The organism is Aeromonas sp. 603757 (genome assembly GCF_049171255.1).
Lineage (GTDB): Bacteria > Pseudomonadota > Gammaproteobacteria > Enterobacterales > Aeromonadaceae > Aeromonas > Aeromonas veronii_A.
Genome location: NZ_JAAKOE010000002.1, coordinates 23149 through 46164, shown reverse-complemented (window position 1 = coordinate 46164; position 23016 = coordinate 23149). Strand labels below are relative to the sequence as shown.

Annotated in this window: 17 protein-coding genes; 11 read left to right on the top strand and 6 right to left on the bottom strand. The window is 61.1% G+C overall.

Going from position 1 to position 23016, the window contains the following annotated elements:
- Positions 1 to 184 precede the first annotated feature (184 nt).
- The 3 genes from G5332_RS02045 to G5332_RS02035 all read left to right on the top strand — a co-directional run bounded on the left by G5332_RS02045 (position 185) and on the right by G5332_RS02035 (position 3668).
- Positions 185 to 1534 carry an APC family permease gene (locus tag G5332_RS02045; RefSeq protein ID WP_227343014.1) on the top strand — a complete coding sequence of 450 codons (1350 nt, stop codon included), beginning with the start codon at positions 185 to 187 and terminating at the stop codon, positions 1532 to 1534.
- 647 nt (positions 1535 to 2181) lie between these two features.
- Positions 2182 to 2322, top strand: a complete 141-nt coding sequence (locus G5332_RS02040) for a hypothetical protein (RefSeq protein ID WP_005338239.1) — start codon at positions 2182 to 2184, stop codon at positions 2320 to 2322.
- Complete coding sequence (locus tag G5332_RS02035; protein ID WP_005350109.1) at positions 2322 to 3668, top strand: APC family permease; 1347 nt, start codon at positions 2322 to 2324, stop codon at positions 3666 to 3668. The genes G5332_RS02040 and G5332_RS02035 overlap by 1 nt, the downstream gene beginning before the upstream one ends.
- 94 nt (positions 3669 to 3762) lie before the next feature.
- Here the strand turns inward: G5332_RS02035 and G5332_RS02030 are convergent, their stop codons facing one another.
- Entirely contained in the window at positions 3763 to 4158 is a 396-nt protein-coding gene (locus G5332_RS02030; protein WP_254204252.1) for a hypothetical protein, read from the bottom strand.
- Between the two features lie 248 nt (positions 4159 to 4406).
- On the opposite strand from G5332_RS02030, the gene G5332_RS02025 reads away from it, so the two are divergent.
- Positions 4407 to 5555 carry a Na/Pi cotransporter family protein gene (locus G5332_RS02025; RefSeq protein ID WP_421171736.1) on the top strand — a complete coding sequence of 383 codons (1149 nt, stop codon included), beginning with the start codon at positions 4407 to 4409 and terminating at the stop codon, positions 5553 to 5555.
- A gap of 174 nt (positions 5556 to 5729) precedes the next feature.
- The gene (locus G5332_RS02020; protein WP_005347462.1) at positions 5730 to 6200 is read left to right on the top strand and encodes an FKBP-type peptidyl-prolyl cis-trans isomerase; all 471 of its coding nucleotides are present in this window, start codon (positions 5730 to 5732) and stop codon (positions 6198 to 6200) included.
- A 54-nt stretch (positions 6201 to 6254) separates the two neighbouring features.
- On the opposite strand, the gene ggt is transcribed toward G5332_RS02020, so the two are convergent.
- Complete coding sequence (gene ggt, locus G5332_RS02015; protein WP_421249330.1) at positions 6255 to 8036, bottom strand: gamma-glutamyltransferase; 1782 nt, start codon at positions 8034 to 8036, stop codon at positions 6255 to 6257.
- Positions 8037 to 8227: 191 nt separating this feature from the next.
- The gene (gene rdgC / locus G5332_RS02010) at positions 8228 to 9139 is read right to left on the bottom strand and encodes a recombination-associated protein RdgC (RefSeq protein WP_005350107.1); all 912 of its coding nucleotides are present in this window, start codon (positions 9137 to 9139) and stop codon (positions 8228 to 8230) included.
- 179 nt (positions 9140 to 9318) lie between these two features.
- On the opposite strand from rdgC, the gene G5332_RS02005 reads away from it, so the two are divergent.
- From G5332_RS02005 to G5332_RS01995, 3 genes are all read left to right on the top strand, one after another.
- Positions 9319 to 9747, top strand: coding sequence for a GNAT family N-acetyltransferase (locus G5332_RS02005; RefSeq protein ID WP_216978334.1), 429 nt, complete (start codon positions 9319 to 9321; stop codon positions 9745 to 9747).
- 103 nt (positions 9748 to 9850) lie between these two features.
- Positions 9851 to 11077 (top strand): exonuclease SbcCD subunit D C-terminal domain-containing protein, encoded by a 1227-nt coding sequence (locus G5332_RS02000; RefSeq protein WP_421171735.1) that lies wholly within the window; start codon positions 9851 to 9853, stop codon positions 11075 to 11077.
- Complete coding sequence (locus tag G5332_RS01995; protein WP_421171733.1) at positions 11074 to 14826, top strand: AAA family ATPase; 3753 nt, start codon at positions 11074 to 11076, stop codon at positions 14824 to 14826. The genes G5332_RS02000 and G5332_RS01995 overlap by 4 nt, the downstream gene beginning before the upstream one ends.
- Before the next feature lie 72 nt (positions 14827 to 14898).
- On the opposite strand, the gene G5332_RS01990 is transcribed toward G5332_RS01995, so the two are convergent.
- Positions 14899 to 15663 (bottom strand): DODA-type extradiol aromatic ring-opening family dioxygenase, encoded by a 765-nt coding sequence (locus G5332_RS01990; RefSeq protein ID WP_421171731.1) that lies wholly within the window; start codon positions 15661 to 15663, stop codon positions 14899 to 14901.
- Between the two features lie 167 nt (positions 15664 to 15830).
- Positions 15831 to 16073 (bottom strand): hypothetical protein, encoded by a 243-nt coding sequence (locus G5332_RS01985; protein ID WP_227342253.1) that lies wholly within the window; start codon positions 16071 to 16073, stop codon positions 15831 to 15833.
- 308 nt (positions 16074 to 16381) lie between these two features.
- Here G5332_RS01985 and pykF point away from each other — a divergent pair, with 308 nt between their 5' ends.
- The 3 genes from pykF (at position 16382) to G5332_RS01970 (ending at position 22389) form a co-directional block, all read left to right on the top strand.
- Entirely contained in the window at positions 16382 to 17794 is a 1413-nt protein-coding gene (pykF, locus tag G5332_RS01980; protein ID WP_031227651.1) for a pyruvate kinase PykF, read from the top strand.
- A gap of 150 nt (positions 17795 to 17944) precedes the next feature.
- Complete coding sequence (mscK, locus tag G5332_RS01975; protein ID WP_227342251.1) at positions 17945 to 21274, top strand: mechanosensitive channel MscK; 3330 nt, start codon at positions 17945 to 17947, stop codon at positions 21272 to 21274.
- A gap of 182 nt (positions 21275 to 21456) precedes the next feature.
- On the top strand, positions 21457 to 22389 hold the full coding sequence (locus G5332_RS01970; protein ID WP_421171730.1) for a GGDEF domain-containing protein: 933 nt from the start codon (positions 21457 to 21459) through the stop codon (positions 22387 to 22389).
- Positions 22390 to 22488: 99 nt separating this feature from the next.
- Here G5332_RS01970 and crr read toward each other — a convergent pair whose 3' ends face one another.
- Positions 22489 to 22998 (bottom strand): PTS glucose transporter subunit IIA, encoded by a 510-nt coding sequence (crr, locus tag G5332_RS01965; protein WP_216953167.1) that lies wholly within the window; start codon positions 22996 to 22998, stop codon positions 22489 to 22491.
- Positions 22999 to 23016 lie beyond the last annotated feature (18 nt).

Here is a 23016-nt window from a genome sequence, read left to right as displayed (position 1 = left end):
AAGATAGCGAGATTGGCAGCAATCTCCCGACACCACATTCTGTGAGGAACAACATGGGGCATCTCTATGCTTTCCTGCCGGCTCTGACCGGCGCGCGCCACCCCGGCGCCCTTGATTTCCGGGCCTCTCTCCCGGTTTCGTTGATGGAGTGTGCCGCCCTGGCACCGCGTGAGGAACAGGCATGATGAACGCCCAACCGGTTGGTCTGAAAAAGACCCTGAAACTGTGGCAGGTCGTGGTCATGGGTCTTGCCTACCTCACTCCCATGGCGGTATTCGATACCTTCGGCATCGTCACCGAAATTACCGAAGGCCATGTGCCGACCGCCTACCTCTTTGCCCTCATCGGCATGTTGTTCACAGCCCTGAGCTACGGCCATCTGGTACGCAAGTTCCCGTCGGCAGGCTCCGCCTATACCTATGCCCAGAAGGTGTTTCACCCCTATGTCGGCTTTATGGTGGGCTGGACCTCCCTGCTCGACTATATGTTCATGCCGATGATCAACATGCTGCTGGCCAAGATCTATCTGCAGGCTCTCTTCCCCGAGGTGGAGCCCTGGACCTATATTTTTGGTCTGGCGGCGGTGATGACCGCCCTTAACCTGCGCGGTATCAAGCTGGTGGCCAACTTCAACAGCCTGATCGTCATCATGCAGTTCAGTATTATCGCCGTCTTCATCGGCCTGATCGCCTGGGGCGTCCACAACGGTGAAGGGTTGGGGACCGTGGCCAGCAGCCGTCCCTTCTTCTCCGAGCAGATCAACATCTCGCCGTTGTTGATGGGTGCCTCCATCCTCTGTCTGTCGTTCCTCGGCTTTGATGCCATCAGCACCCTGTCGGAAGAGACACCGGACGCGGATCGGGTGATCCCCCGCGCCATCGTGCTGACGGCGCTGATCGGCGGTGTGCTGTTTGTCAGCACGTCCTACTTCCTGCAGCTCTACTTCCCGGACATCTCCCGCTTCAAGCAACCGGATGCAGTCCTGCCGGAGATCGCTCTCTATGTCGGTGGCAAACTGTTCCAGGCGGTGGTACTGGTCTGCACTACGGTGGCGGTGCTGGCCTCGGGACTCGCCTCTCACGCCGGGGTGTCGCGCCTGCTTTATGTAATGGGTCGTGATCGCGCTCTGCCGAGTCGCTTCTTCTCCTATGTGCATCCGAAGTGGCAGACCCCGGCATGCAATGTGCTGCTGGTCGGTCTGCTGGCCCTCTCCGCGGTATCGTTCGATCTCGAGATGGCACTGGCACTGATCAACTTTGGCGCCCTGGTGGCCTTCACCTTCGTCAATCTGGCGGTGATTGCCCACTTCTATGTGAAGCTAGGCCGCAACAAGTGTCTCAAGGATCACCTGATGTACCTGCTGCTGCCGCTCTGTGGCGCCGCCTGCATCGGGGTGTTGTGGCTCAATCTGGAACCCGCCTCCTTCGAGCTGGGGCTGATCTGGGCGGCGCTGGGTGCTATCTACCTGTTCCTGCGCCTCACCGTGTTCCGCATCCCGCTACAACCTGCTGACAAGGTGGAGATCGCCCAGTAATCGCGGCTCAACCATACCGCCATACAAAACAAGGAGCCTGCGGGCTCCTTGTTGTTTTTGCGGCGAGCTGGTTGCCAGAAACGCGGTTTCTGCAGGAAGTGTGACTGATTTCAAATAACTACCCAGCCGGACCGCTCGCCGTGCCATGGCCCGAGCCGCGTCGCCTCCTATCATTAGTCACTAATGTGAATGGATATGCAATAACTCTTTTTCCATTTCACCCCCTCCCATCCCCCGCCAGCCGATAAGATCGCTGGACTCGAGCCCGGGGGAACGCCGGCAAATATGATCAGGATCAATGTTGAGGCGCTATGCACCCTGCAGCCCCAATTTGCCGACTTTTCATACGTTACGACAGGGTTCTCTTCCCCCCCGAAAAGGGGGGAGCAGCTCGGGGACGGCTGCCGGGGGCGAGTGACCACTTACCCGCCCCCTGCGTATGCAAAAAAATGCGTTAATCCGCCCTTTTTTGCTTGTCAAGGGGGCTGACCGAATGCACAATACGCCGCCAATAAAGGACCGATGTTCACTGCGACATCGGTTTTTCTATTTTGAAGTGCAGTACAAACCCACCACAAGAGGCCGGAACATTTCCGGAAGTGATATCCGAGATTGCCAAACAATCTCCCGACGTTGAGAGGATAACAATGGGGCGTTTTAATGCTTTCCTGCCGGTACAGCCCGGTATGCGCCTCCCCGGCGCCCTTGATGTACAGGCTTGCGAATCCATCGTATCCCTGCGCTCGTTGCAAGCACGTGCTGCGGCACTGATTGAGGAGAAAGCGTAATGGCATCGCAAAACGCCAAGCTGCTCAAGACCCTTACCCTGACACAAGTGATTGTGATGGGTCTGGCCTATCTGACCCCCATGGCTGTCTTCGACACCTTCGCCATCGTCGGTGACATCACCGATGGCCGGGTCGCCACCGCCTATCTGCTGGCTCTGGGTGGCATCCTGCTCACCGCTTTCAGCTACGGTCATCTGGTACGCAAGTTCCCCTCTGCGGGCTCTGCCTATACCTATGCCCAGAAGGTGTTCAACCCCTACGTCGGTTTCATGGTCGGCTGGTCATCCCTGCTCGACTACATGTTCATGCCGATGATCAACATTCTGCTGGCCAAGATCTACCTGACCGCCATGTTCCCGGGCGTCGAGCCCTGGGTGTTCATCTTCGGTCTGGTGACCGTGATGACCTTCCTGAACCTGCGCGGCATCAATCTGGTGGCCAACTTCAACGGTCTGATCGTGGTGATCCAGCTGGCCATCATCACCCTCTTTATCGGCCTGATGGCGTGGGGCATCTACCACGGTGAAGGGGCTGGCACCCTGATGAGCAGCCGTCCGTTCCACTTCGAGTCAGCACAGCTGGTGCCGCTCTTTACCGGTGCCACCATCCTCTGCTTCTCGTTCCTTGGCTTTGACGGTCTGAGCTCCCTCTCCGAAGAGACCCCGAATGCCGGCAAGGTGATCCCCAAAGCGATCGTGCTGACTGCCCTTATCGGCGGCATCATCTTCGTGGTGGTCTCTTACTGCCTGCAGCTCTACTTCCCGAGCCTCTCCCGCTTCCAGCATCCGGATGCGGTACTGCCGGAGATCGCGCTCTACGTTGGCGGCACCTTCTTCCAGTCCGTGGTACTGGTCTGCACCACCGTTGCAGTGCTGGCCTCCGGCATGGCGGCTCACGCCGGTGTCTCGCGCATCCTCTACGTGATGGGACGTGACCGGATGATCCCGGAGCGGGTGTTTGGCTACATCCACCCGAAATACCGCACCCCGGCCATCAACGTGCTGATGGTGGGCGGTCTGGCCCTCTCCGCCGTGTCGTTTGATCTGGATACCGCGCTGGCGCTGGTCAACTTCGGGGCGCTGGTGGCGTTCAGCTTCGTCAACCTGTCGGTGATCGGTCAGTTCTGGGTGCGCGAGAAGCGCAACAAGACCCTCAAGGATCACGTCATCTACCTGTTGATGCCGTTGCTCGGTGCCGCCACCATCGGAGCTCTGTGGATCAACCTGGAGCAGAGCTCGCTGGAGCTGGGCCTGATCTGGGCTGGCCTCGGCGCAACCTATCTGTTCCTGCGTCTGGCGGTGTTCCGCATCCCGTTCCGTCAGTACGAAGAGGCGGCCGACGCCTGATCCTTTGCGGATAACGGATAGACAGAAGGGGAGCCATGGCTCCCCTTCTTGCTGCCGGTCTCTTGCCGGTCACACGGGCTTGGGCCCGCTCGGCTTACTGCTTGTCCAGCACAGCGGTCGCCGCAGCCTTGAGCGGATCGCGAGCGATGGTCTTGGCATCCTGCTCCGCCTTGTGCAGCTGCTGGTTTGCCTTGTGCAGCTGCTGGTTTGCCTTGTCCATCTTCTGCTGCATACCGTTGTCGCTCTCCTTGAGGTCGGCGCGCTTCTCGCCCAGCAGGTCGGTGCGGCCTTTTTGCACCTCGGCTTTCACCTTCTCTTTCTCCTGCTTCACCAGCTTGCTGGTATCACAGTTGCCCTTGACCCCCAGAGTGGCATTCACCGCTTCGTTTTTGAGGGCCTTGTCGAGGTTGCAGTCGGTTTTCAACAGGCTGGCCTGTGCCCCTGACGAGAGCAGCCCCAGCGACAGAGAGAGGATCCATGCACGCATCATCTTGTTTACTCCTGCTTGCCAATAAAGGGGCGCAGTGTAGCGATCACGTCCCGACTGGCAAGGCGGCAGTGCCTTCGTCCCCCTTTTATCACCCCAGAGCCAACCGGCTCGGTCAGCGCCTGTCGCCGCAGTTCGTCGTCATAAAAACATCATCGAAATGTCACGTTGTCATATTTCTGTCATTAACCATTGATTAAATGCGCGGGTCATCAACAACCCAAGACGGAACGACCGTCTCAAGAGGCTTTATGCAACACCATCACTCCTTGTCACAGCCGCCCGCGACCCGCGCCCTGTTCAACTGGATGAGTGTCATCGTACTGGTCTACCTGATCCTGGTTGCCGTGGGCGCCATCTCCCACGGCTTCAAAGATTTCTCCGGCGGCGCCGAGGGCGCAGCCCAGATCTTCGCCTTTGCCAATAACCCCTTTGTCGCCCTGCTGCTGGGTATTCTCGCTACCGCGCTGGTGCAATCCTCCAGTACCGTCACCTCGGTGATCGTTGGTCTGGTGGCTGGCGGCCTGCCCATCAGCATGGCCATCCCCATGGTGATGGGTGCCAACCTCGGCACCACCATCACCAACACCATCGTCTCCATGGGCCATGTGCGGGATCGCGCCGAGTTCCGCCGCGCTTTCGCCGCCGCCACCGTGCACGACTTTTTCAACCTGCTGGCGGTGTTCATCTTCCTGCCGCTGGAACTGATGTTCGGCCTGCTGCAACACAGCGCCGAGTGGCTGGCCAACCTGCTGGTAGGCTCCGCCAACATGTCGATGAAGGGCATGGATTTCATGAAGCCGCTGACCGCACCGGCCCAGCAGCTGATTGACAGCGCCGTTGCCTTCCTGCCGGGCAAGGGTGCCGCCATCGCGACCATCATCATCGGTATCCTGCTGATCCTCGCCTGCGTCACGTATCTCGGCAAAGTGCTGCAACAGGTACTGGTTGGCCGCGCCAAAGAGGTGCTGCACAAGGCGCTGGGCCGTGGCCCACTGACCGGCATTACCTCCGGCGCGCTGGTGACCATCATGGTGCAGTCCTCCTCCACCACCACCAGCCTGATGATCCCGCTGGCCGGCGGCGGCGTGTTCAGCACCCGTCAGCTCTACCCCTTCACCCTGGGGGCCAATATCGGCACCACCATCACCGCCCTGCTGGCTGCCACCGCCATCAGCGAAGCCGGTGCCCAGCTGGCCCTGACCATCGCGCTGGTCCACGTGCTGTTCAACCTCTTTGCCGTGGTCATCATCTATGGCATCCCCTTCCTGCGCGACCTGCCGGTGCGCGCCGCCGAGGGGCTGGCCCGGGTCGGCAGCGAGAACAAACTGCTGGCTCTGGGTTATGTAACAGGTCTCTTCTTCGCCCTGCCCGCCCTGATGATGGTGGCCGCCAAGTAAGCGCCGCCGCCATGACAAGGGGCGAGTCACCGACTCGCCCCTTTTTGCGTCTGCGTCTCCGAGCTTTGCCTGCCCGCTCACATCCTCCCGCCCTGTGGCTCGCCATCAGGAGCGGTGCGCGATAAGATGGCGCCCTCATTGCACTTTTTACATTTCATGGAACAGGAAAAACCGATGAAATTCATACTGATCGCGCTGCTCATCGCCGGTGTGGCCTACTACTTCTACTCCAGCAGCAACAACAAGAAGCTGGCGGCCGACAACGTGCGGATTGGCGCCGAGTTCCTCGCCAGCAACAAGGAGAAGCCGCTGGTGACCACCACCGCCTCCGGCCTGCAGTACGAAGTGCTGACCCCGGGCACCGGCACCGTTCATCCCACTGCCACCAGCAAGGTGAAGGTGCACTACGAGGGCAAGCTGCTGGACGGCACCGTCTTTGACAGCTCGGTCGCCCGTGGCGAGCCCATCGAGTTTGGCCTCAATCAGGTGATCGCTGGCTGGACCGAAGGGGTGCAGCTGATGGTGGAAGGTGAGAAGACCCGTTTCTACATCCCTGCCAACCTCGCCTACGGCGACCGCGCCGCGGGCAAAATCCCGCCGGGATCAGTCCTGATCTTCGACGTGGAACTGTTGGGTATCCAGTAACCGCTCCATCAGCAACAAGGCCAGCATTATGCTGGCCTTGTTGCTATGGAAACCTCACTCCCCCTTGGCGATCCCTTCCCGGCGCGGATCCGCTGCGCCAAACCAGCCACCGCCATTGCGCTCAACCCCTTGCAGGCCGGAGGTCTGCTCGTTCAGTACCACCTCATGTCCCCTCGCCTTCAATCCCTCGACCACCGACATGGGGGTGCGTCCCGCTTCCAGCTCGGTGGGGCCGTTGCGGCTGCCAAAGTTGGGCAGGTTGATGGCTTGTTGCAGGTTCAGGCCCCAATCCTGGGTGCCGAGCAGGGTCTTGCCCACGTAGTTGATAATGGCGGAGCCCCCCGGCGAGCCCAGCGTCATGGTCAGCTCGCCGCTTGGCTTGTCAAACACCAGCAGGGGTGACATGGAGGAGCGGGGCCGCTTGCCCGGCTCCACCCGGTTTGCCACCGGCAGACCGGCGGCATCCACCGAGGTGAAGGAAAAATCGGTGAGCTGGTTGTTGAGCAGGTAGCCGTTGACCATCTGACGCGATCCGAAACCATCCTCGATGGAGCTGGTCATGGAGATGGCCATCCCCGCCTTGTCGACGATCGAGACATGGCTGGTGGAGGGGAGTTCTGGGGTCGCATCCTTGCCGCGCGCCAGCGCCAGTGGCGGCGTACCGGGCTTGGCAATCCCCATGGAGTGCTGACCGACAAGCTTGCCCCGCTCGGCCAGATAGCCCTTGTCAAGCAACCCCTGCACCGGCACGCTGACAAAATCGCTGTCGGCGACGTACTGGTTGCGATCGGCGAAGGCCAGACGCGCCGCTTCGCTGTAGAGGTGGATAGCCTCGCTGGAAACAGCCAGTCCCCCCTCCTTGGTGGTGATCGGCTTGAAGGCCGCCATATCGCGGTTCTCCAGCATGCCGAAGATCTGGCCGAGTGCCAGGGTGCCGGACGAGGGAGTGGGAAAGCCGCAGATCTTGCTCTGGCGATAGTCAAAGCAGAGGCCATCCCGCACTTTGGCCTGATAGCTGGCCAGATCGGTGGCCGCCAGAACCCCGGGATTAGTGGGATGCTGACGCACCTTGGCCACCATGGCATCCGCCAGCGGCCCCTGATAGAAGGCATCCGCCCCCTCTGTGGCCAGAGTGCGCAGCACCTTGGCCAGCGCCGGGTTGGTCAGCCGGGTACCCGCCGTTTTGGGGCTGCCATCCGCCTGATAGAAGTAGGCTCGCGCCTGCGGATCCCGTGCCAGATAGGGATCCTTGGCCAGCAAGGTGGCCAGCCGTGGACTAATCACAAATCCTTGTTCTGCCAGCGTGATGGCAGGCTCGAACAGCGCAGCCCAGGGCAGCTTGCCATAACGCTGATGGGCCAGTGCCAGCGCGCGCAGGGTGCCGGGAACGCCGACCGAGCGGCCCCCCACCACCCCGTCATAAAACGCCAGCGACTTGCCATCTTGCATAAACAGCTGGTCGGTGGCGGCAGCCGGCGCCATCTCGCGGCCATCCACCGCACTCACCTTGCGGCCATCCCACACCAGCAGCAGCGTCCCGCCACCGATCCCGGAAGATTGCGGCTCCACCAGCGTCAGCACCAACTGCACCGCAATGGCGGCATCGACAGCACTGCCACCGGCCTTGATGATCTGGTAGCCCGCATCCACCGCCAGCGGGTTGGCGGCCGCCACCATGAAATCATGGCCCTGCCAGCCCTGTTTGTCGGTCCAGCCACTGGCGGCTTCGGGTGCGATCAGGGTCTGGGCTGGCGGGGTGTAGTGAAAGCCGTTGTCACTGGCACAACCGGCCAGCAGGGCAAGGGCGACAGCCAGCCCCAGAGGTTTGCGCAACATGACACTCTCCTTGTCTGTTTTATGACCATGAAGAGGGACTATGTCACGATTGGCGCTGATAGCTCAAGTTATTGAACCAGATCAATATCTTACTCATCTATCAATAATGGCAATCCGCAATAGATATAAAAAAACCGCCCGAAGGCGGTTTTTACGATGGGATGGCAGAGGCCAAACAGGCGCAAGTCCGGTTAGATGGACTGCTCTTCGCCACCCAGGGCAGCAAACAGCGCCGGGATAAACTGGGACAGCTCGGAGGTCACCAGCGCGAAGTCCGCATCCAGACGGGCGGCCGGATCTTCGCTGGTGACATCGTCGTTCTGCTCGCGCAGCTCTTCGCTGAATTTCAGGCGTTTGATGGAGAGATCATCCCCCAGCACGAAGCTGACGGTCTCGCCCCAGTTGAGGGCCAGCTTGGTCACCAGCTTGTCGTTGGCCAGGTGGTTCTTGATTTCATCCGTCATCAGATCCTGCTGCTTGCAGCGGATGATGCCGCCGTGCTCCATGGCACTGCGCAGCTCGGCTTCGTCTTCCAGAGTGAAGGAGGCTGGCAGATTGCCCTCGTTCAGCCACTCGGTCATGGTGATCTCGGGCGGGTTCTTGAGGGCCACCGGCACCACCGGCAGGGAGCCGATGGATTTGCGCAGCAGCGCCAGCAGATCGTCCGCCTTCTTGGCAGAACCTGCATCCACCACCATCAAATTGTCGGCCGGATTGATCCAGGCGAAGGTCTGGCTGGTACGACTGAAGGCACGGGGCAGCAGGGTGTGGAGGATCTCCTCTTTCAGCGCTTCCTTCTCTTTCTTCTTGAGGGCGCGTCCCTGTTCGAACTCGATCGCTTCTACCTTCTCGGCCAGCATCTCCTTGACCACGGTGCCGGGGAGCATCTTCTCCTCTTTGCGGGCGCAGATGAGGATGTGGCCGGAGGCAGAGTGGGTCAGGGTTGAGCCGAATTTGCCAAGGGGCTTGACCCACCCGAAACGGGAGATGTCCTGACTGCCGCAAGGGGTGAAGGCACAGGCTTCCAGCTGGGTTTCCAGCTGATCCACGGTCAGGTCAAAGGGGCGGGTAAAGCGATAAATCTGCAGGTTTTTAAACCACATGGCGTCCTCGGTCTCTAGATTGTCCGGCGGGCATTGTACTAGAGAGGCGCTTTGTGATCAGCCAATCATTCTCGCTAAATAAAGGGCGATCGACCTCACAGGGTCTCATTTATATCACCTGAACGGCCGTCAAGTTCCCCTAGACTGCGAGTGTACAAGTTGTTACCAAGGATGGATTTATGTTGCGGCCCAGTCGCCCGGAAGATATGGAAGAGATCGTCGAAATCTGGCTGCTGGCCTCCCTGCAGGCCCACGATTTCGTCGATGCCTCCTGCTGGTGGCAGGCCCAGGAGGATCTGCGTACCCGCTATCTCGATCGTGCCGCCATCTGGGTGTTCGAGGAGCGCGGCGATCTGCTCGGCTTTATGGCGCTGGTGGACAACTATCTCGCCGCCCTCTTTGTGCGTCCCGACCGTCAGGGTCGCGGTGTCGGCCACGCCCTGCTGCAGGAGGCCAAGCGTCAGGGGGCGTCGCTCTACGCCCGGGTCTTCGTCGAGAACGATCAGGCGGTACGTTTCTATCGTCGCCACGGTTTCGTCATCAAGGGTGAAGAGTCCGATCCTCTCACCGGTCACCCCCAGTACAAGATGTGCTGCGAACCCGCATGAACTGATGACAGACCGCTGTTTTACTTGAAAAAAGCACGGGGCATCCTCATCTTGTCTCCATCGGGTGCCATAGGCACCGTCCCTGCAACCGGGCTGCTTTCCAATGAAAATCCTCCATACCGCCGACTGGCATCTTGGCCATCAACTCCATGGTCATGACCGCCGTTTTGAACACGATGCCTTCCTCGACTGGCTAAGCGACACCCTCAAGGCGCGCGAGATCGACGCTCTGCTGGTGGCGGGCGATCTGTTTGATACCGCCAATCCCCCCGCCAGCGCCTGGCAACAACTCTACCGTTTTCTGGCGCGGCTGCGCGCCGAGATGCCCCACCTCAACATGGTGCTGATCGGCGGCAACCACGACTCTCCCTCCAAGCTCGATGCCCCCCACGAGCTGCTGCGCGCCTTTGATCTGCATCTGGTGGGCAGCATCAGTCGCGACAGTGAGGGCAAGCTCGAGACCGACCGCCTGCTGGTACCGCTGCAAGACAAGGAGGGCAACATTGCCGCCTGGTGCGCCGCCGTGCCGTTCCTGCGCAGCAGCGACTTGCGGGTGGAGCCGTTGGAAGAAGGGCAGGACCGGCTGATCGAAGGGGTACGCCAAATCTACGCCGAGGTATTGGCCGAAGGGCGCGCCCGCTGCGGGGAGGGTCTGCCGCTCATCGCCATGGGCCATGCCTATCTGGCGGCGGGCCAGCTCTCGGAGCTGTCGGAGCGGCGGGTGCTCGGCGGCAACCAACACGCACTGCCTGCCGAACTCTTTGCCGGTGCCGACTACACGGCGCTCGGCCACCTCCATCTGGCCCAGAGCCCGGCCGAGGGGGTGCACTACAGCGGCTCGCCGCTGCCGCTTTCGCTGGCCGAAGCCAACTACAACCATCAGGTGCTGGAAGTGACCTTTGCAGAGGGGAAACTGACCGGATTGGAGCGGATCCCGGTGCCCCGCGCGGTGGAGATGATCCGCCTGCCCCAGAGCACCCTCGACAACGCGCTGAACGCCATCGCATCGCTCGAGCTGCCTGCTTGTCCACAAGAGGCACAACCCTTCCTCGAAGTGCGGCTGCTGCTGCCCAAGCCAGAAGCGCGCATCCGCGAGCGCATTCTCGCCGCAATCGCAGACAAACCGGTGCGTCTGGCCCGCATCAGCACCCAGTATCAGGGCTCGGGCGAAGGGCTGGCCGATGGTCGCGAGCGGCGCAGGCTCGATGAGCTCTCCCCCACCGAGGTGTTTCGCCTCTGCTATCAGCGCCAGTTCGAGGGGGAACCCGAAGCACAACTGGTCGCCTCGTTTGAAGAGATCCTGGAGCAGGTGAAGGAGTCAAACCAATGAAAATCTTGTCTCTGTCAGGTGAGAATCTGGCCAGTCTGACCGGCCCCTTCACCATCGACTTTACCAGGGGGGCGCTCGGCGCCGCCGGTCTGTTTGCCATCACCGGCAACACTGGCGCGGGCAAGAGCACATTGCTCGACGCCATTTGTCTGGCCCTCTACGACGAGATGCCGCGCTTTATTGCCAATCGCAAGAACGTGGCCGAAGTGGGCCGCATGGATGACGAAGAGAAGCTCAAGGCCAACGACGTGCGTGGCATCCTCAGTCGCGGCCACGCCAGCGGCTTTGCCGAGGTGCAGTTTCGTGGCTGCGATGGCCGCATTTGGCTGGCCCGCTGGGCGGTGCGCCGGGCGCGAAACCGCTCGGAGGGGCGTTTTCAGGCGCAGGAGCGAACCCTGACCGATGTGGAGTCAGGGCAGGTTTTCTCCGGCAGCAAGCGGGAGCTGCAGGATCGCATCGACGAGCTGGTGGGTCTCTCCTGGGAGCAGTTCCGCCGCGCGGTGATCCTGCCGCAGGGGGAATTTGCCGCCTTCCTCAAATCGGATGCCAACGAGCGCTCCGCCCTGCTCGAACGGATGACCGGCACCGAACTCTACTCTGCCATCTCCATCCAGACCTATGAACGGGCGCGGGAAGAACAGCAGAAGCTGGCCACCATAGCCCAGCGCCTCGGCGACGTGGCGCTGATGGATGAAGCGACCCGCGAACAGTGGGTAAGCCAGCAGGTGAGCCTCTCCACCACCCTCAAGCACGAGCAGCAACAGCAGCTGCTGATGCAGGACTTGCGCGACCTCAACAGTCGCATTGCAGCCCAGCTGCAGGGCTGCGCCGAGGGACAGGCGGCGCTCGATGCCGCCCTGCAGGCCCACGGCGCCGCGGCCCCCGAGCGCGAGGAGTTTGCCCGTGCCGAACAGGCCCAGGTGGCCCGCGCCGATCACGACGAGCTGGCCCGCCTCACCCTTGAGGTACAGCAGCAGGAGAAGGTGATCGCCGAGCTGGGGCCTGAGCTGGCCAAACTCGAGGAGCAGACCCAGCAGAGCGCGCTGACCGAACAGCAGTTGCTGGCGGAGAAGATCGCCGCCGAGCGGGAATGGGGTGCCCTGCAACCCGAACTAAAGCGGGCGCAGGAGCTCGATACCCGCATCCGGGAAAAAGTGCAGCAGTTGCAGAAGATCCAGCAGGAGGGGGCACAGGAGCGAGAAGTGCAACTCACGCTGGAGCAGGGCTGGCGCGAGCAGAGCCGACAGGTAGAACTGCTCAAGCAGCAGCACCAGCAGTGGGGCCTTTGGCTCGAAGAGCATAAGGAGCTGGCACCGGTGGCCCGTCAGTGGCAACCCCTGCTCACCGCCATGCAAGATTGGGCCGAGGATGCCGACAAGTTACAACAGCTGCTCACCCTGCGGGATCACAAGCTGCGCGCCCTGCAACAGTTGCAGCGCCAGCTGGAGCAAGGCCAGCAAGAGCGCGACTACTGGCAACATGAACAAGCTCGGCTGCAACAGCAACAGAACGAGCTGCAGGAGCAGCAGTGGGAGAGCCGCCTCGCCAAGGCGCAGGAGCAGTGGCAGCAGCAAACCGAACAGCTGGGTCAGCTGCGCCAGCTGCTGGAGCTGGCCGATTATGGCCGCAACCACGGCGAACAGCATGGCCGCTTGCAGCAGGAGATTGCCCAGCTGGAGCAGGCCCTTGGCAAGCTCGCCACCCTTGGCGAAGAGCTGGCCCCCGCCCGCGAGCGGCTCGCCCTGCAGCGGGATGAAGCGCGCCACGCGCTGGAGCAGTCCCGCGCCATCGCCAGCTTCGAGCAGTATCGCCATATCCTGAGCGATGGCGAACCTTGCCCGCTGTGCGGTTCCGGGGAGCACCCCTACAGCCAGAGCCAGCCACAGGTGGCTGGCATTCTTGGTCAACTGGCGGAACGGACCCGCAGTCTGGAGCTGGAGTGGGAGCGGCTCAACCATCAGTACATTCAGTGCGAGAGCGAGCGTCAGGAGCTGGCCCGCCAGCTGGCGGTGCGTCAGCAACATCTGCCGGAGCTGGAAACCCGCGCCGAGCAGCTGACCCAGCGCTGGCAACAGCTGGGGGGCGATACCCTGCTGGGCCATCCGCTGCCGCTGCGCCAGAGCCCCATTGAGTGGAACGAGCTGATGAGCACCCTGCTTGGCCGTGGTCAGGCGCTGGAGCAAGGGTTGGCCCAGAGCCAGCAGCAGCTGCGTCAGGCCCAGCTTGGCCAACAACAGCTGCAAGGGGTGCGTCAACAACTGAGCCAACTGGCTGCCCAGCACCAGCAGTTTGACCAGCAGTGGCAAGAGGCCGACCGCCAGCGCATCGCGCTGGAAGGAGAAGTGAAGGCAATGGGCGAGCAGGAGGCGACCCTGCGCCAGCGCCTCGAACAGGGGGGCAACCGTCTCGATGAGCAGATGGCTGGCCAACCCTGGCGCCAATGGCTCGGCAGCCAGCAGTGGCACGAGTGGCAGCGAGCCTGCGAAGCCTGGCTGCACGGCCAGAGCGAGTGGGAGCGTCTGGCCAGCGAGATCGCCAGCCTCACCCCCGCCCTGAGTGCGCAGGAGGCACGCCTGCAGACCCAGCGCGAGCTGCTGCACAAACTCGAGCGGGACTACAAGGAGCACGAACAGCAACGGCAGGGGCTGCTCACCAGCCGCGCCGCCTGTCTGAATGGCGAGGAGATCCCGCAGGTCGAGAGCCGCTGGCAGCAACGACTGCAGCAGCTCGCCAGCGAACTGGAGGCGATGCAACAGAGCGCCCGCGCCCTGCGCGAGCGGCAGACCGAGCTCAAGACCCGTCTCACCCATGTGGAGCAGGAAAAGCAGACCAGCAGCCGCCGCAAGCGGGAGGTGCTAGGCCGCTGGGCCGCCCACGCCAGCACCCTTGGCATTGCCGAGTACGACCTTCGCCGCCTGCTCGCCATCAGCCCCGATGAACTCAAGGCTCGCCGCTCTGCCCTGCAAGGGTTGGAAGATGCCCTTGGCGAGGCGCGCACCCGCCTTGCCGAGCGGCAACGGGCGCTGGCACTGGAGGAGAGCAAGCGGGATCGCTATCGCGAGCATCACCCCGAGCTGGCTGCCCTGCCGGATGCAGAGCTGAGCGATCAACTGGCGGCACTCGATGCCCGCTGTCGCGCCCTTGAAGAGCAGCTGTTCGAGTGCAAGAGCAAACTGGCACAGGCCGAAGCCGCAGCCCTCAAGGCGGGCAGCCTGCAACAGGAGCTGGCCGCCCAGCAGGCGGTGGCCGACCACTGGCAGCAGCTGTGCGATCTGATTGGGCAGGCCAACGGCGCCAAGTTCCGCACGTTCGCCCAGAGCCTCACCCTCGAGCGTCTGCTGCTGGAGGCCAACGCCCAGCTCGCCGAGCTATCGCCCCGCTACCGGCTGGAGCGGGTACCCGGCACCGATCTGGCGCTACAAGTGGTGGATCTCGACATGGGGGACGAGGTGCGTTCGGTGGACTCCCTCTCCGGTGGCGAGAGTTTCCTGGTATCGCTGGCGCTGGCGCTGGCCCTCTCCAGCCTCTCGTCACGGCAGACCCAGGTCGAGTCGCTGTTTATTGACGAAGGGTTTGGCACCCTGGATCCGGACAGTCTGGATCTGGCGCTCGCCAGCCTCGACTCCCTCCAAGCCGCCGGTCGCCAGATCGGGGTCATCTCCCACGTCCAGACGCTGGTGGAGCGGATTGGCGTGCAGATCAGGGTCGAAGCTCTCGGCGGCGGCGAGAGCCGGGTAGTGGTTCCCTGAGAGCCTTCGGCTCACCCCCCACACCGTAAATAACAAGACCCCGCCAATTGGCGGGGTCTTGTTGAGAGGCAATCAACCGAAGCGGTAGGCGCCCATATAGAGGCTGCCGCCATCCCAGCTCTCGTGCAGCCGGGTGGGCGCCACACCATCAGCGGCCCCCAACGCCACAAAGAGTGGGCGCAGGTGGTCGTCGTGGGGATGGGACTCCACCGCACCGGGAGCCTGCTGGCGATAGTTGAGCAGCGCCAGCCGATCCTCTTCGACCATCTTCTGCTCCAGCCAGTCGACAAACTGGCTGGCCCACTCCGGCACTGGCGAGCCTTCCGGTGCCAGCGCCCGCAGGTTGTGGGTGATGGCGCCAGAGGCGAGGATGCCAATTCCCTGACTGCGCAGCGCCCCCAATACCTCTCCCAGTTGCCACAACTGGGCCGGGGTGAAGCTCGCGGGAATGGAGATCTGCACCAGCGGGAGCTCGCTGTTTGGGTCGATCAGGGAGAGCGGCGACCAGACCCCGTGATCCAGCTCGCGCCGCACCGGGGTGGCGGTCAGTCCGGCCAGTGCCAGCTGGTCGCTCACCCCTTGTTGCAGCCACTCGGGGCTGCTGGCAGGCCAGCGCATCCGGTAGAGGGGCTCGGGGAAGCCATAGAAGTCGTACATCAAGGCCGGTTTGGGCTCGACGTTGATCTGTAGCTCGCGGCTGAACCAGTGGGCGGAGATGACCACCAGCCCCTTGAGCTCACCCAGACGCAGGGTTCGCAGAAAGCGGGTGGCGGGTTGCTCACGCAGCACCAGATCCGGTGCGCCGTGGGAGATAAACCAGACAGGGGCGAGGGACATAAAGCAGACTCCAACAAAGTATCAGGGGGCGATACCGGAGGGGATATCGCTGTTGGAATCGATTATCCTCCCGCCATGAAAGGTGGACAATCCAGCAAGATAGATAAGAACTATCAACCAATGGTTGATAATTTCACGCTTTCACGACCGGTAAGCAGCAATAGATATCAAGGCTGCGACGCTTCCGGCTGCAGTCGGACTGCGCGAAGCGCCATCCGGGTCGCTGCACTGTGATCCTGCCACTCTCGCCACGCCAATCCCTCGGCGGCCACCTCCCCTTTCACCGGATGGGAGAAAATCGCCAGCAGTCGCGCATTATCAGGCCAGTAGCGGGCTGGCAGTGTCTGAACCAGCAGCAGGGCGGCGCCCAGCAAGAGCAGAGCCCATCCGGTTTCATGGCTGTTTTTCATCTCGGCCTCCTTCACCCGTGCGCCAATGAACTAACATTTTTGCGCAAGCCGGTGACAAGACGGTGACAGCGGACGGGTGGTCATTTTACAACATCTGAACCTCAACCCGGCCAAACAACCACAGATGGCAACATTTGTATCCCTTCAGCCCGAACCTGTGGCCGTATGCTCTAAAATGTGACTCACAGGAAAACGTTATCCCTGAAAAGAAAACGTTATCTGGTCAAAACGTTGTTTCTGGATCATAAAAAGATTCCAAAAACTGGTGTATATTGCTCGGCGGAAATTCCTTAACCATGAAGATTGACATGAAAAAGACCAAAATTGTCTGCACCATCGGTCCGAAGACCGAATCCAAAGAAATGCTGGCCAAAATGCTGGACGCCGGCATGAACGTCATGCGCCTGAACTTCTCCCACGGTGACTACGCCGAGCACGGCAGCCGCATCAGCAACCTGCGCGCTGTAATGGCCGAGACCGGCAAGCACGCAGCTATCCTGCTGGACACCAAGGGTCCGGAAATCCGTACCATGAAGCTGGAAGGCGGCAACGACGTCGCGCTGGTCGCTGGCCAGACTTTCACCTTCACCACCGACCAGACCGTGGTTGGCAACAAAGACAAAGTGGCTGTGACCTATGCAGGTTTCGCCAACGATCTGCGCGTCGGCAACCGCATTCTGGTTGATGACGGCCTGATCGGTCTGGACGTTATCGAAATCACCGAGCGCGAAGTTATCTGTAAAGTGCTGAACAACGGTGACCTGGGCGAGAACAAAGGCGTTAACCTGCCGGGCGTCTCCATCAAGCTGCCGGCCCTGGCCGAGAAAGACAAGCGCGACCTGATCTTCGGTTGCGAGCAAGGCGTTGATTTCGTTGCTGCTTCTTTCATCCGCAAGAAAGAAGACGTTCTGGAAATCCGTGAGCACCTGAAAGCCCACGGTGGCGAGAACATCCAGATCATCTCCAAGATCGAAAACCAGGAAGGTCTGGACAACTTCGACGAGATCCTGGCTGTTTCCGACGGCATCATGGTTGCTCGTGGCGACATGGGTGTAGAGATCCCGGTTGAAGAAGTTATCTTCGCCCAGAAGATGATCATCGCCAAGTGCAACAAAGCCCGCAAAGTGGTTATCACTGCCACCCAGATGCTGGACTCCATGATCAAGAACCCGCGTCCGACCCGCGCCGAAGCTGGTGACGTGGCCAACGCCATCCTGGACGGTACCGACGCAGTCATGCTGTCCGGTGAATCCGCCAAGGGTAAGTACCCGCTGGAAGCCGTGACCATCATGGCCACCATCTGCGAGCGTACCGATGCCGTGATGCCGTCCAACCTGTCTGCTGCAAACGACAGCAACAAGCTGCGCATCACCGAAGCCGTATGTAAAGGCGCCGTAGAGACCTCCGAGAAGCTGGACGCCCCGCTGATCGTGGTTGCTACCGAAGGCGGCAAATCTGCCAAGGCCATTCGCAAGTACTTCCCGAAAGCCTGGATCCTGGCTATCACCACCAACAAGAAAACTGCTGCCCAGCTGGTTCTGACCAAGGGTGTGGTTGCTCACGTGGTTGACAGCATCGCCTCTACCGACGATTTCTATCGCATCGGTAAAGAAGCCGCGCTGGAAATCGGCATGGGTCTGAAAGGTGACGTGGTTGTGATGGTCTCCGGTGCTCTGGTACCGAGCGGCACCACCAACACCGCTTCTGTTCACGTTCTTTAATCAGAGCTGAACGAGTTGAAAACGGCGCCTGCGGGCGCCGTTTTTTTTGTCCCTCCCCCCTGCTTACCTGACAAGCCCGGTGTTAGAATCCACGCGAATTTAATCTATGCGGGAAATCTCCCGAATATCGCGTAATAACCCGGAAGTTATATGCCCTCAATACGTTTTAAAAGAGTCTCGGCCACCCTGTTGCCGCTGCTCTGTCTCCTCGCCAGCCTCTGCGTCCCGCAAGCCATGGCGCAAGATGTCCCCTCTCGCAACGCAGTTCAGCGAGCGCTGGATGGTCTGGGTAAATCAGAGACCCTGACCGTCAGTCAGCAAGCAGATCAGAAGTTGCTGACCGAAACCCTCGGCCTGCTCGACAACATCGACAAGGAGGAGGCGAAGGCCAAGACCCAGGCCCAGCGGATCCGCAACCTGCCCACCGAACTCAGAGAGATCAGCGCCAAGCTCGATGCCCTGACCAAGGGCAAAAGTGCAGAGCAGATCAAGAGCGAATACGCCAGCATGAGTCTGGCAGAACTCGACAGCCGTCAGCCGGAAGTGCTGGCCAACATGCAGGCGGCCCAGGAGGCCCTCGGCGCCATCGGCAGCCAGCTCACCAGCTTGCAGACACTGCCGGAGCGAGCCCAGGCCAGCATGAGCCGTGCCTACCAGCGCAGTCAGGAGATCCGCAGCCGCCTCAACGCAGGTGAAAGCGTCTCCAGCGCCGAGAAGATGAAGCTCGGTGCCGAGCTGGCCCTGCTCGACCTGCAACTGGCCCACCTGCAAAAGGAGCTGGATAACCGTACCAGCATGCAGGATCTGGCGATCAAGCAGCGCGACTACCAGAGCGCCCGTCTCGCCAGCGAAGAGCAGAAACTGCAGCTGTTGCAGGATCAGAGCAGCGCCAAGCGCCTCGGCGACACCGAAAAAACCGCCGAGCAGACCGGTGAACTGGTGGCGACCGAAGACAGCCCGCTGGTGCAAAAAGAGCAGGAGCTCAACCACCAGCTCAGCCAGCAGCTGATCGGTGCCACTACCAGCCTCAACTCGCTGGTCCAGAAAAACCTGCAAGCCAAGAGCTGGCTGGAGCGCGGCATCCAGACCGAGCGCAACCTCAATGAACAGGTGCAGATGCTCAAGGGCAATCTGCTGCTGTCGCGCATCCTCTATCAGCTCTATCAGCAGCTGGAGGCGGCCCCCACCATCGCCGTCAAAAACCTGGAAGAGCAGATCGCCGATCTCCATCTGGCCCAGTTTGAACTGAGCCAGCAGCGTGACCAGCTGTTCCAGAAGAACCTCTATCTGGACAATCTGATCGCCGGCAGCAAGGATCCGGTGAGCGAGGAGGACAAAGAGAGCCTTGCCAAGCTGCTCGACACCCGCATCAATCTGCTCGATCAGCTCAACCGCCAGCTCGACAGCCAGCTCACCAACGCCATCAGCCTGCAGCTGACCCAGCAGCAGCTGGCGCGGGTCTATGCCTCTATCGAATTTACCCTGCAGCAACACATCTTCTGGGTAAGCAGCAACAAGCCCATCGACAGCAAGTGGTTTATCAGCTGGCCCGCCCAGGCCTACAAACAGGCCTCCGACTGGGTATTGAAACCGGACTGGAAACGCTGGCGCGAAGAGCTGCTGGGGATCTCCCTGCTCGCCTTCCCGCTGCTGCTGATCGGCGGCCTGCTGGTCTGGAAACGTCCGGCGCTGGTTGAGCGCGAGAAGAAGATCACCAAGGACCTTGGCCGTTTCCGTCAGGACAGCCAGTGGCACACCCCGCGCGCCCTGCTCTATACCGTGCTGCAACGCCTGCCGGGCAGCATGTTCATTCTCGCTGGCGGTCTGCTGCTCACCTACTGCGGTCTGCTCAGTCCCAAGCTGATGTTCCAAATCACCCTGAACCTCGCCCTCGGCTATCTGGTGTTCAGCGTCTATCTGGCGGTGATGCGCCCGGGTGGCATCGCCGAAACCCACTTCCGGATCCCGAAAGCGGAGCTGCAGGCCAAGCGCAACAGCATGCGCTACATCTGGTTGCCACTGCTGCCGCTCATCATGCTCGCAACCAAGGCGGTGGTTGAACCCTCCACCCTGGGCAACGACGTGATCGGTCAGGCTATGACCCTGACCCTGCTGGGGCTGGCCGCCTATCTGGTGTTCCCCATCTCCCGCGCCCGCATCAAGGGCGAGGCGAGCATGCAGAAGTCGCTGATCGCCATCGCCCTGGCGCTGGCGCCGGTGGCGCTGATCGTGCTGGCGGTGCTCGGTTACTACTACACCGCGCTGAAGCTCACCGGTCGCCTGATCGAATCCTTCTACCTCATCATCATCTGGAGCCTGGTCTACCGCACCGCCCTGCGTGGTCTGGAGCTGGCAGCACGTCGTCTGGCCTACCGCCGTGCGGTGGCCAAGCGTGAGCACAAATCTTCGGAAGATGCGGAAGGGGGCGAATCCATCGAAGAGCAGCCCATGGATCTGGAGGATGTCAGCCAGCAGTCCCTGCGTCTGACCCGTACCGTGCTGATGCTGATCTTCGGCGTCGCCTTCTACTGGCTCTGGTCCGATCTGGTCGCGGTCTTCTCCTACCTCGACAGCATGGTGCTGTGGCACCGCAGCGAAGGCACCGGCGCCAACGCCGTGCTGTTCCCCATCAGCCTGAGTGACGTGCTGATCGGCTTCCTGCTGCTCGGCGGTGCCTGGTCACTGGCGCGCAACCTGCCGGGCTTGCTGGAGGTGCTGGTGCTCTCCAAGCTCAACCTGGCTCAGGGGACCGCCTACGCCATCACCACCATGCTCAACTACGTACTGATCGGCTTTGGCTCCCTCACCGCTCTCTCCATGATGGGCGTGCAGTGGGACAAGCTGCAGTGGGTAGCGGGTGGTCTGTCAGTCGGTATCGGTTTCGGCATGAAGGAGATCCTCTCCAACTTCGTCTCCGGCATCATCATCCTGTTCGAGCGTCCGGTGCGGATCGGTGACACCGTCACCATCGGCTCCTTCTCCGGTACCGTCTCGCGGATCCGCATTCGCGCCACCACCCTGACCGACTTCGACCGCAAAGAGGTGATCATCCCCAACCAGCAGCTGATGACAGAACGGCTCATCAACTGGTCGCTGAGTGACACCGTCACCCGGGTGATCGTGCGGGTGGGCGTGGCGTACGGCTCGGATCTGGAGCTGACCCGCACCCTGCTCAAACAGGCGGCCGACGAAAACAGCCGGGTGCTGAAAGACCCAGCCCCCATCGTCTACTTCCTCACCTTTGGCGCCAGCACTCTGGATCACGAGCTGCGCTTCTTCGTGAGCGAACTGGGTGATCGCAACCCGGCGGTAGACGAGTTGAACCGCAAGATCGACCAGCTGTTCCGCGAGAACGGCATCGAGATCGCCTTCAACCAGATGGATGTCTACATCAAGAACATGCAGGGCGAAGAGCAGAAGGTGGAGTCCAACTCCGCCGCTCTGCCACCTCCCGCGGAAGATGGCAAGCAGCCAGCCTGATAGCGAACTGCACTGATCTGATGACAACAGCCGCTCACCCAGGTGAGCGGCTTTTTTATGTTCCCGTTGCTACGATCGTCCCCTCAGGCAACCACCGGAGAGTGATAAATGAGTTTACCCGCTGCGGTCTCTCACCTAATGTAGGCTGACGAACGGGAGAGCAGGGAGCCGCGTTTTCGCCCATGGATGACCAACAACTAGAGCACATTCTGTTTCGCTCCTTTGATGTGATCCCGCTCCCAATCCTGGTGTCCGAGTCGACAGCCAGCCAGGGTCATATGTCACTCGACCGGATCCCCCTGCGTCGCCATCTCTTCCTCAACAGGGCCTTTCGCGAACAGCTGGGCTATGAGCTGCATGATCTGCCGGACATGGAGAGTTGGTTTCACCTCGCCTATCCCGATGAGAGCTATCGCAACTCGGTAATTCAGGCCTGGCATAACCAGATAGAGCAGAGCCTGCACCATGGGCTGGAGGTCGCCGAAATGCCTGCGCTGATCCGCTGCAAGAGCGGTCAGTCGCGCTGGTTTATCGTCACTGCCCAGCTGGGGGCAGATGCCATCCCGGATAGCCATATCGTCACCTTTCGCGATATCCACGACCTGCAATGCATGGTAGAAGAGGTGAGCCGCCTCTCCTGCACCGATCCCCTCACCGAACTGACCAACCGGCGTGGCGCACAGCAACAGCTGCAGGCTCTCTGGTTGCAGGGCCAGCCCCTCTCGGTAGTACTGGGAGATATCGATCATTTCAAGCAGGTCAATGACCGCTACGGCCACCCTGCGGGCGATGCCGCGCTCTGCGCCGTCGCCCACGCCATGGCGGGCCAGCTGTTGCCGGGGGAGAGTTTGGCCCGTTGGGGCGGGGAGGAGTTCCTGCTGATCCTGCCAGACTGCAGCATTGAACAGGCAGCACGGCGCGCCGAACAACTGCGCCAGCATGTCAGTACCACCCGCTTGCCATGGCAAGGAAAACAGATCGCGCTAACCATCAGTCTGGGGTGTGCCAGCATGAAGGGTCAGGAGAGCATCGACTATCTGCTGATGATGGCAGACCGGGCCCTTTATCAGGCGAAGGAGCAGGGACGTAACCGGGTGGTCATCTCGGCACAATAGCCTGATAGCCAGAAAGGGAAGCTCGCACGCAACCATAAAAAAACCGAAGCACCAGGCTTCGGTTTTTTACTGCGGCAACTGGCATAGGCCAGCCGACCATTACTTCTTGATGCGGATAACCGGAGTCTCGCCCACAGTCACGGCACCAGTCATCTTCACCAGCTCTTTGATCTCGTCCATGTTGGAGATGACCACCGGAGTCAGGGTAGATTTGGCTTTTGCTTCCAGAACGGCCAGATCGAATTCGATGATGGTATCACCGCGCTTGACCTGCTGGCCTTCCTGAGCGATACGCTTGAAGCCTTCGCCTTTCAGTTCAACGGTGTCGATACCGAAGTGAACGAACAGCTCGATACCAGAGTCGGACTCCAGAGAGAACGCATGGTTGGTCTCGAAGATTTTTCCGATGGTGCCGTCGCACGGAGCAACCATCTTGTTGCCAGCCGGCTTGATGGCGATACCGTCACCCACGATCTTCTCGGCGAAGACAACGTCAGGCACATCTTCGATCGGCACGATTTCGCCAGACAGCGGAGCGAAGATTTCGATGCCGCCGGTATCAGCGCTATCGTCGGACACCAGTTTCTTCAGTTTGTCGAACAGACCCATAGTAAAAGCTCCTAGAGA

Coding starts and splice junctions, on each gene's coding strand:
- rdgC (WP_005350107.1), bottom strand. CDS start 9,139: ATGTGGTTTAAAAACCTGCAGATTTATCGCTTTACCCGCCCCTTTGAC.
- G5332_RS01990 (WP_421171731.1), bottom strand. CDS start 15,663: ATGTCCCTCGCCCCTGTCTGGTTTATCTCCCACGGCGCACCGGATCTG.
- pykF (WP_031227651.1), top strand. CDS start 16,382: ATGAAAAAGACCAAAATTGTCTGCACCATCGGTCCGAAGACCGAATCC.
- G5332_RS01970 (WP_421171730.1), top strand. CDS start 21,457: ATGGATGACCAACAACTAGAGCACATTCTGTTTCGCTCCTTTGATGTG.
- G5332_RS02030 (WP_254204252.1), bottom strand. CDS start 4,158: ATGATGCGTGCATGGATCCTCTCTCTGTCGCTGGGGCTGCTCTCGTCA.
- G5332_RS02025 (WP_421171736.1), top strand. CDS start 4,407: ATGCAACACCATCACTCCTTGTCACAGCCGCCCGCGACCCGCGCCCTG.
- G5332_RS02045 (WP_227343014.1), top strand. CDS start 185: ATGAACGCCCAACCGGTTGGTCTGAAAAAGACCCTGAAACTGTGGCAG.
- mscK (WP_227342251.1), top strand. CDS start 17,945: ATGCCCTCAATACGTTTTAAAAGAGTCTCGGCCACCCTGTTGCCGCTG.
- crr (WP_216953167.1), bottom strand. CDS start 22,998: ATGGGTCTGTTCGACAAACTGAAGAAACTGGTGTCCGACGATAGCGCT.
- G5332_RS02005 (WP_216978334.1), top strand. CDS start 9,319: ATGTTGCGGCCCAGTCGCCCGGAAGATATGGAAGAGATCGTCGAAATC.
- G5332_RS01995 (WP_421171733.1), top strand. CDS start 11,074: ATGAAAATCTTGTCTCTGTCAGGTGAGAATCTGGCCAGTCTGACCGGC.
- ggt (WP_421249330.1), bottom strand. CDS start 8,036: ATGTTGCGCAAACCTCTGGGGCTGGCTGTCGCCCTTGCCCTGCTGGCC.
- G5332_RS02000 (WP_421171735.1), top strand. CDS start 9,851: ATGAAAATCCTCCATACCGCCGACTGGCATCTTGGCCATCAACTCCAT.
- G5332_RS01985 (WP_227342253.1), bottom strand. CDS start 16,073: ATGAAAAACAGCCATGAAACCGGATGGGCTCTGCTCTTGCTGGGCGCC.
- G5332_RS02020 (WP_005347462.1), top strand. CDS start 5,730: ATGAAATTCATACTGATCGCGCTGCTCATCGCCGGTGTGGCCTACTAC.
- G5332_RS02040 (WP_005338239.1), top strand. CDS start 2,182: ATGGGGCGTTTTAATGCTTTCCTGCCGGTACAGCCCGGTATGCGCCTC.
- G5332_RS02035 (WP_005350109.1), top strand. CDS start 2,322: ATGGCATCGCAAAACGCCAAGCTGCTCAAGACCCTTACCCTGACACAA.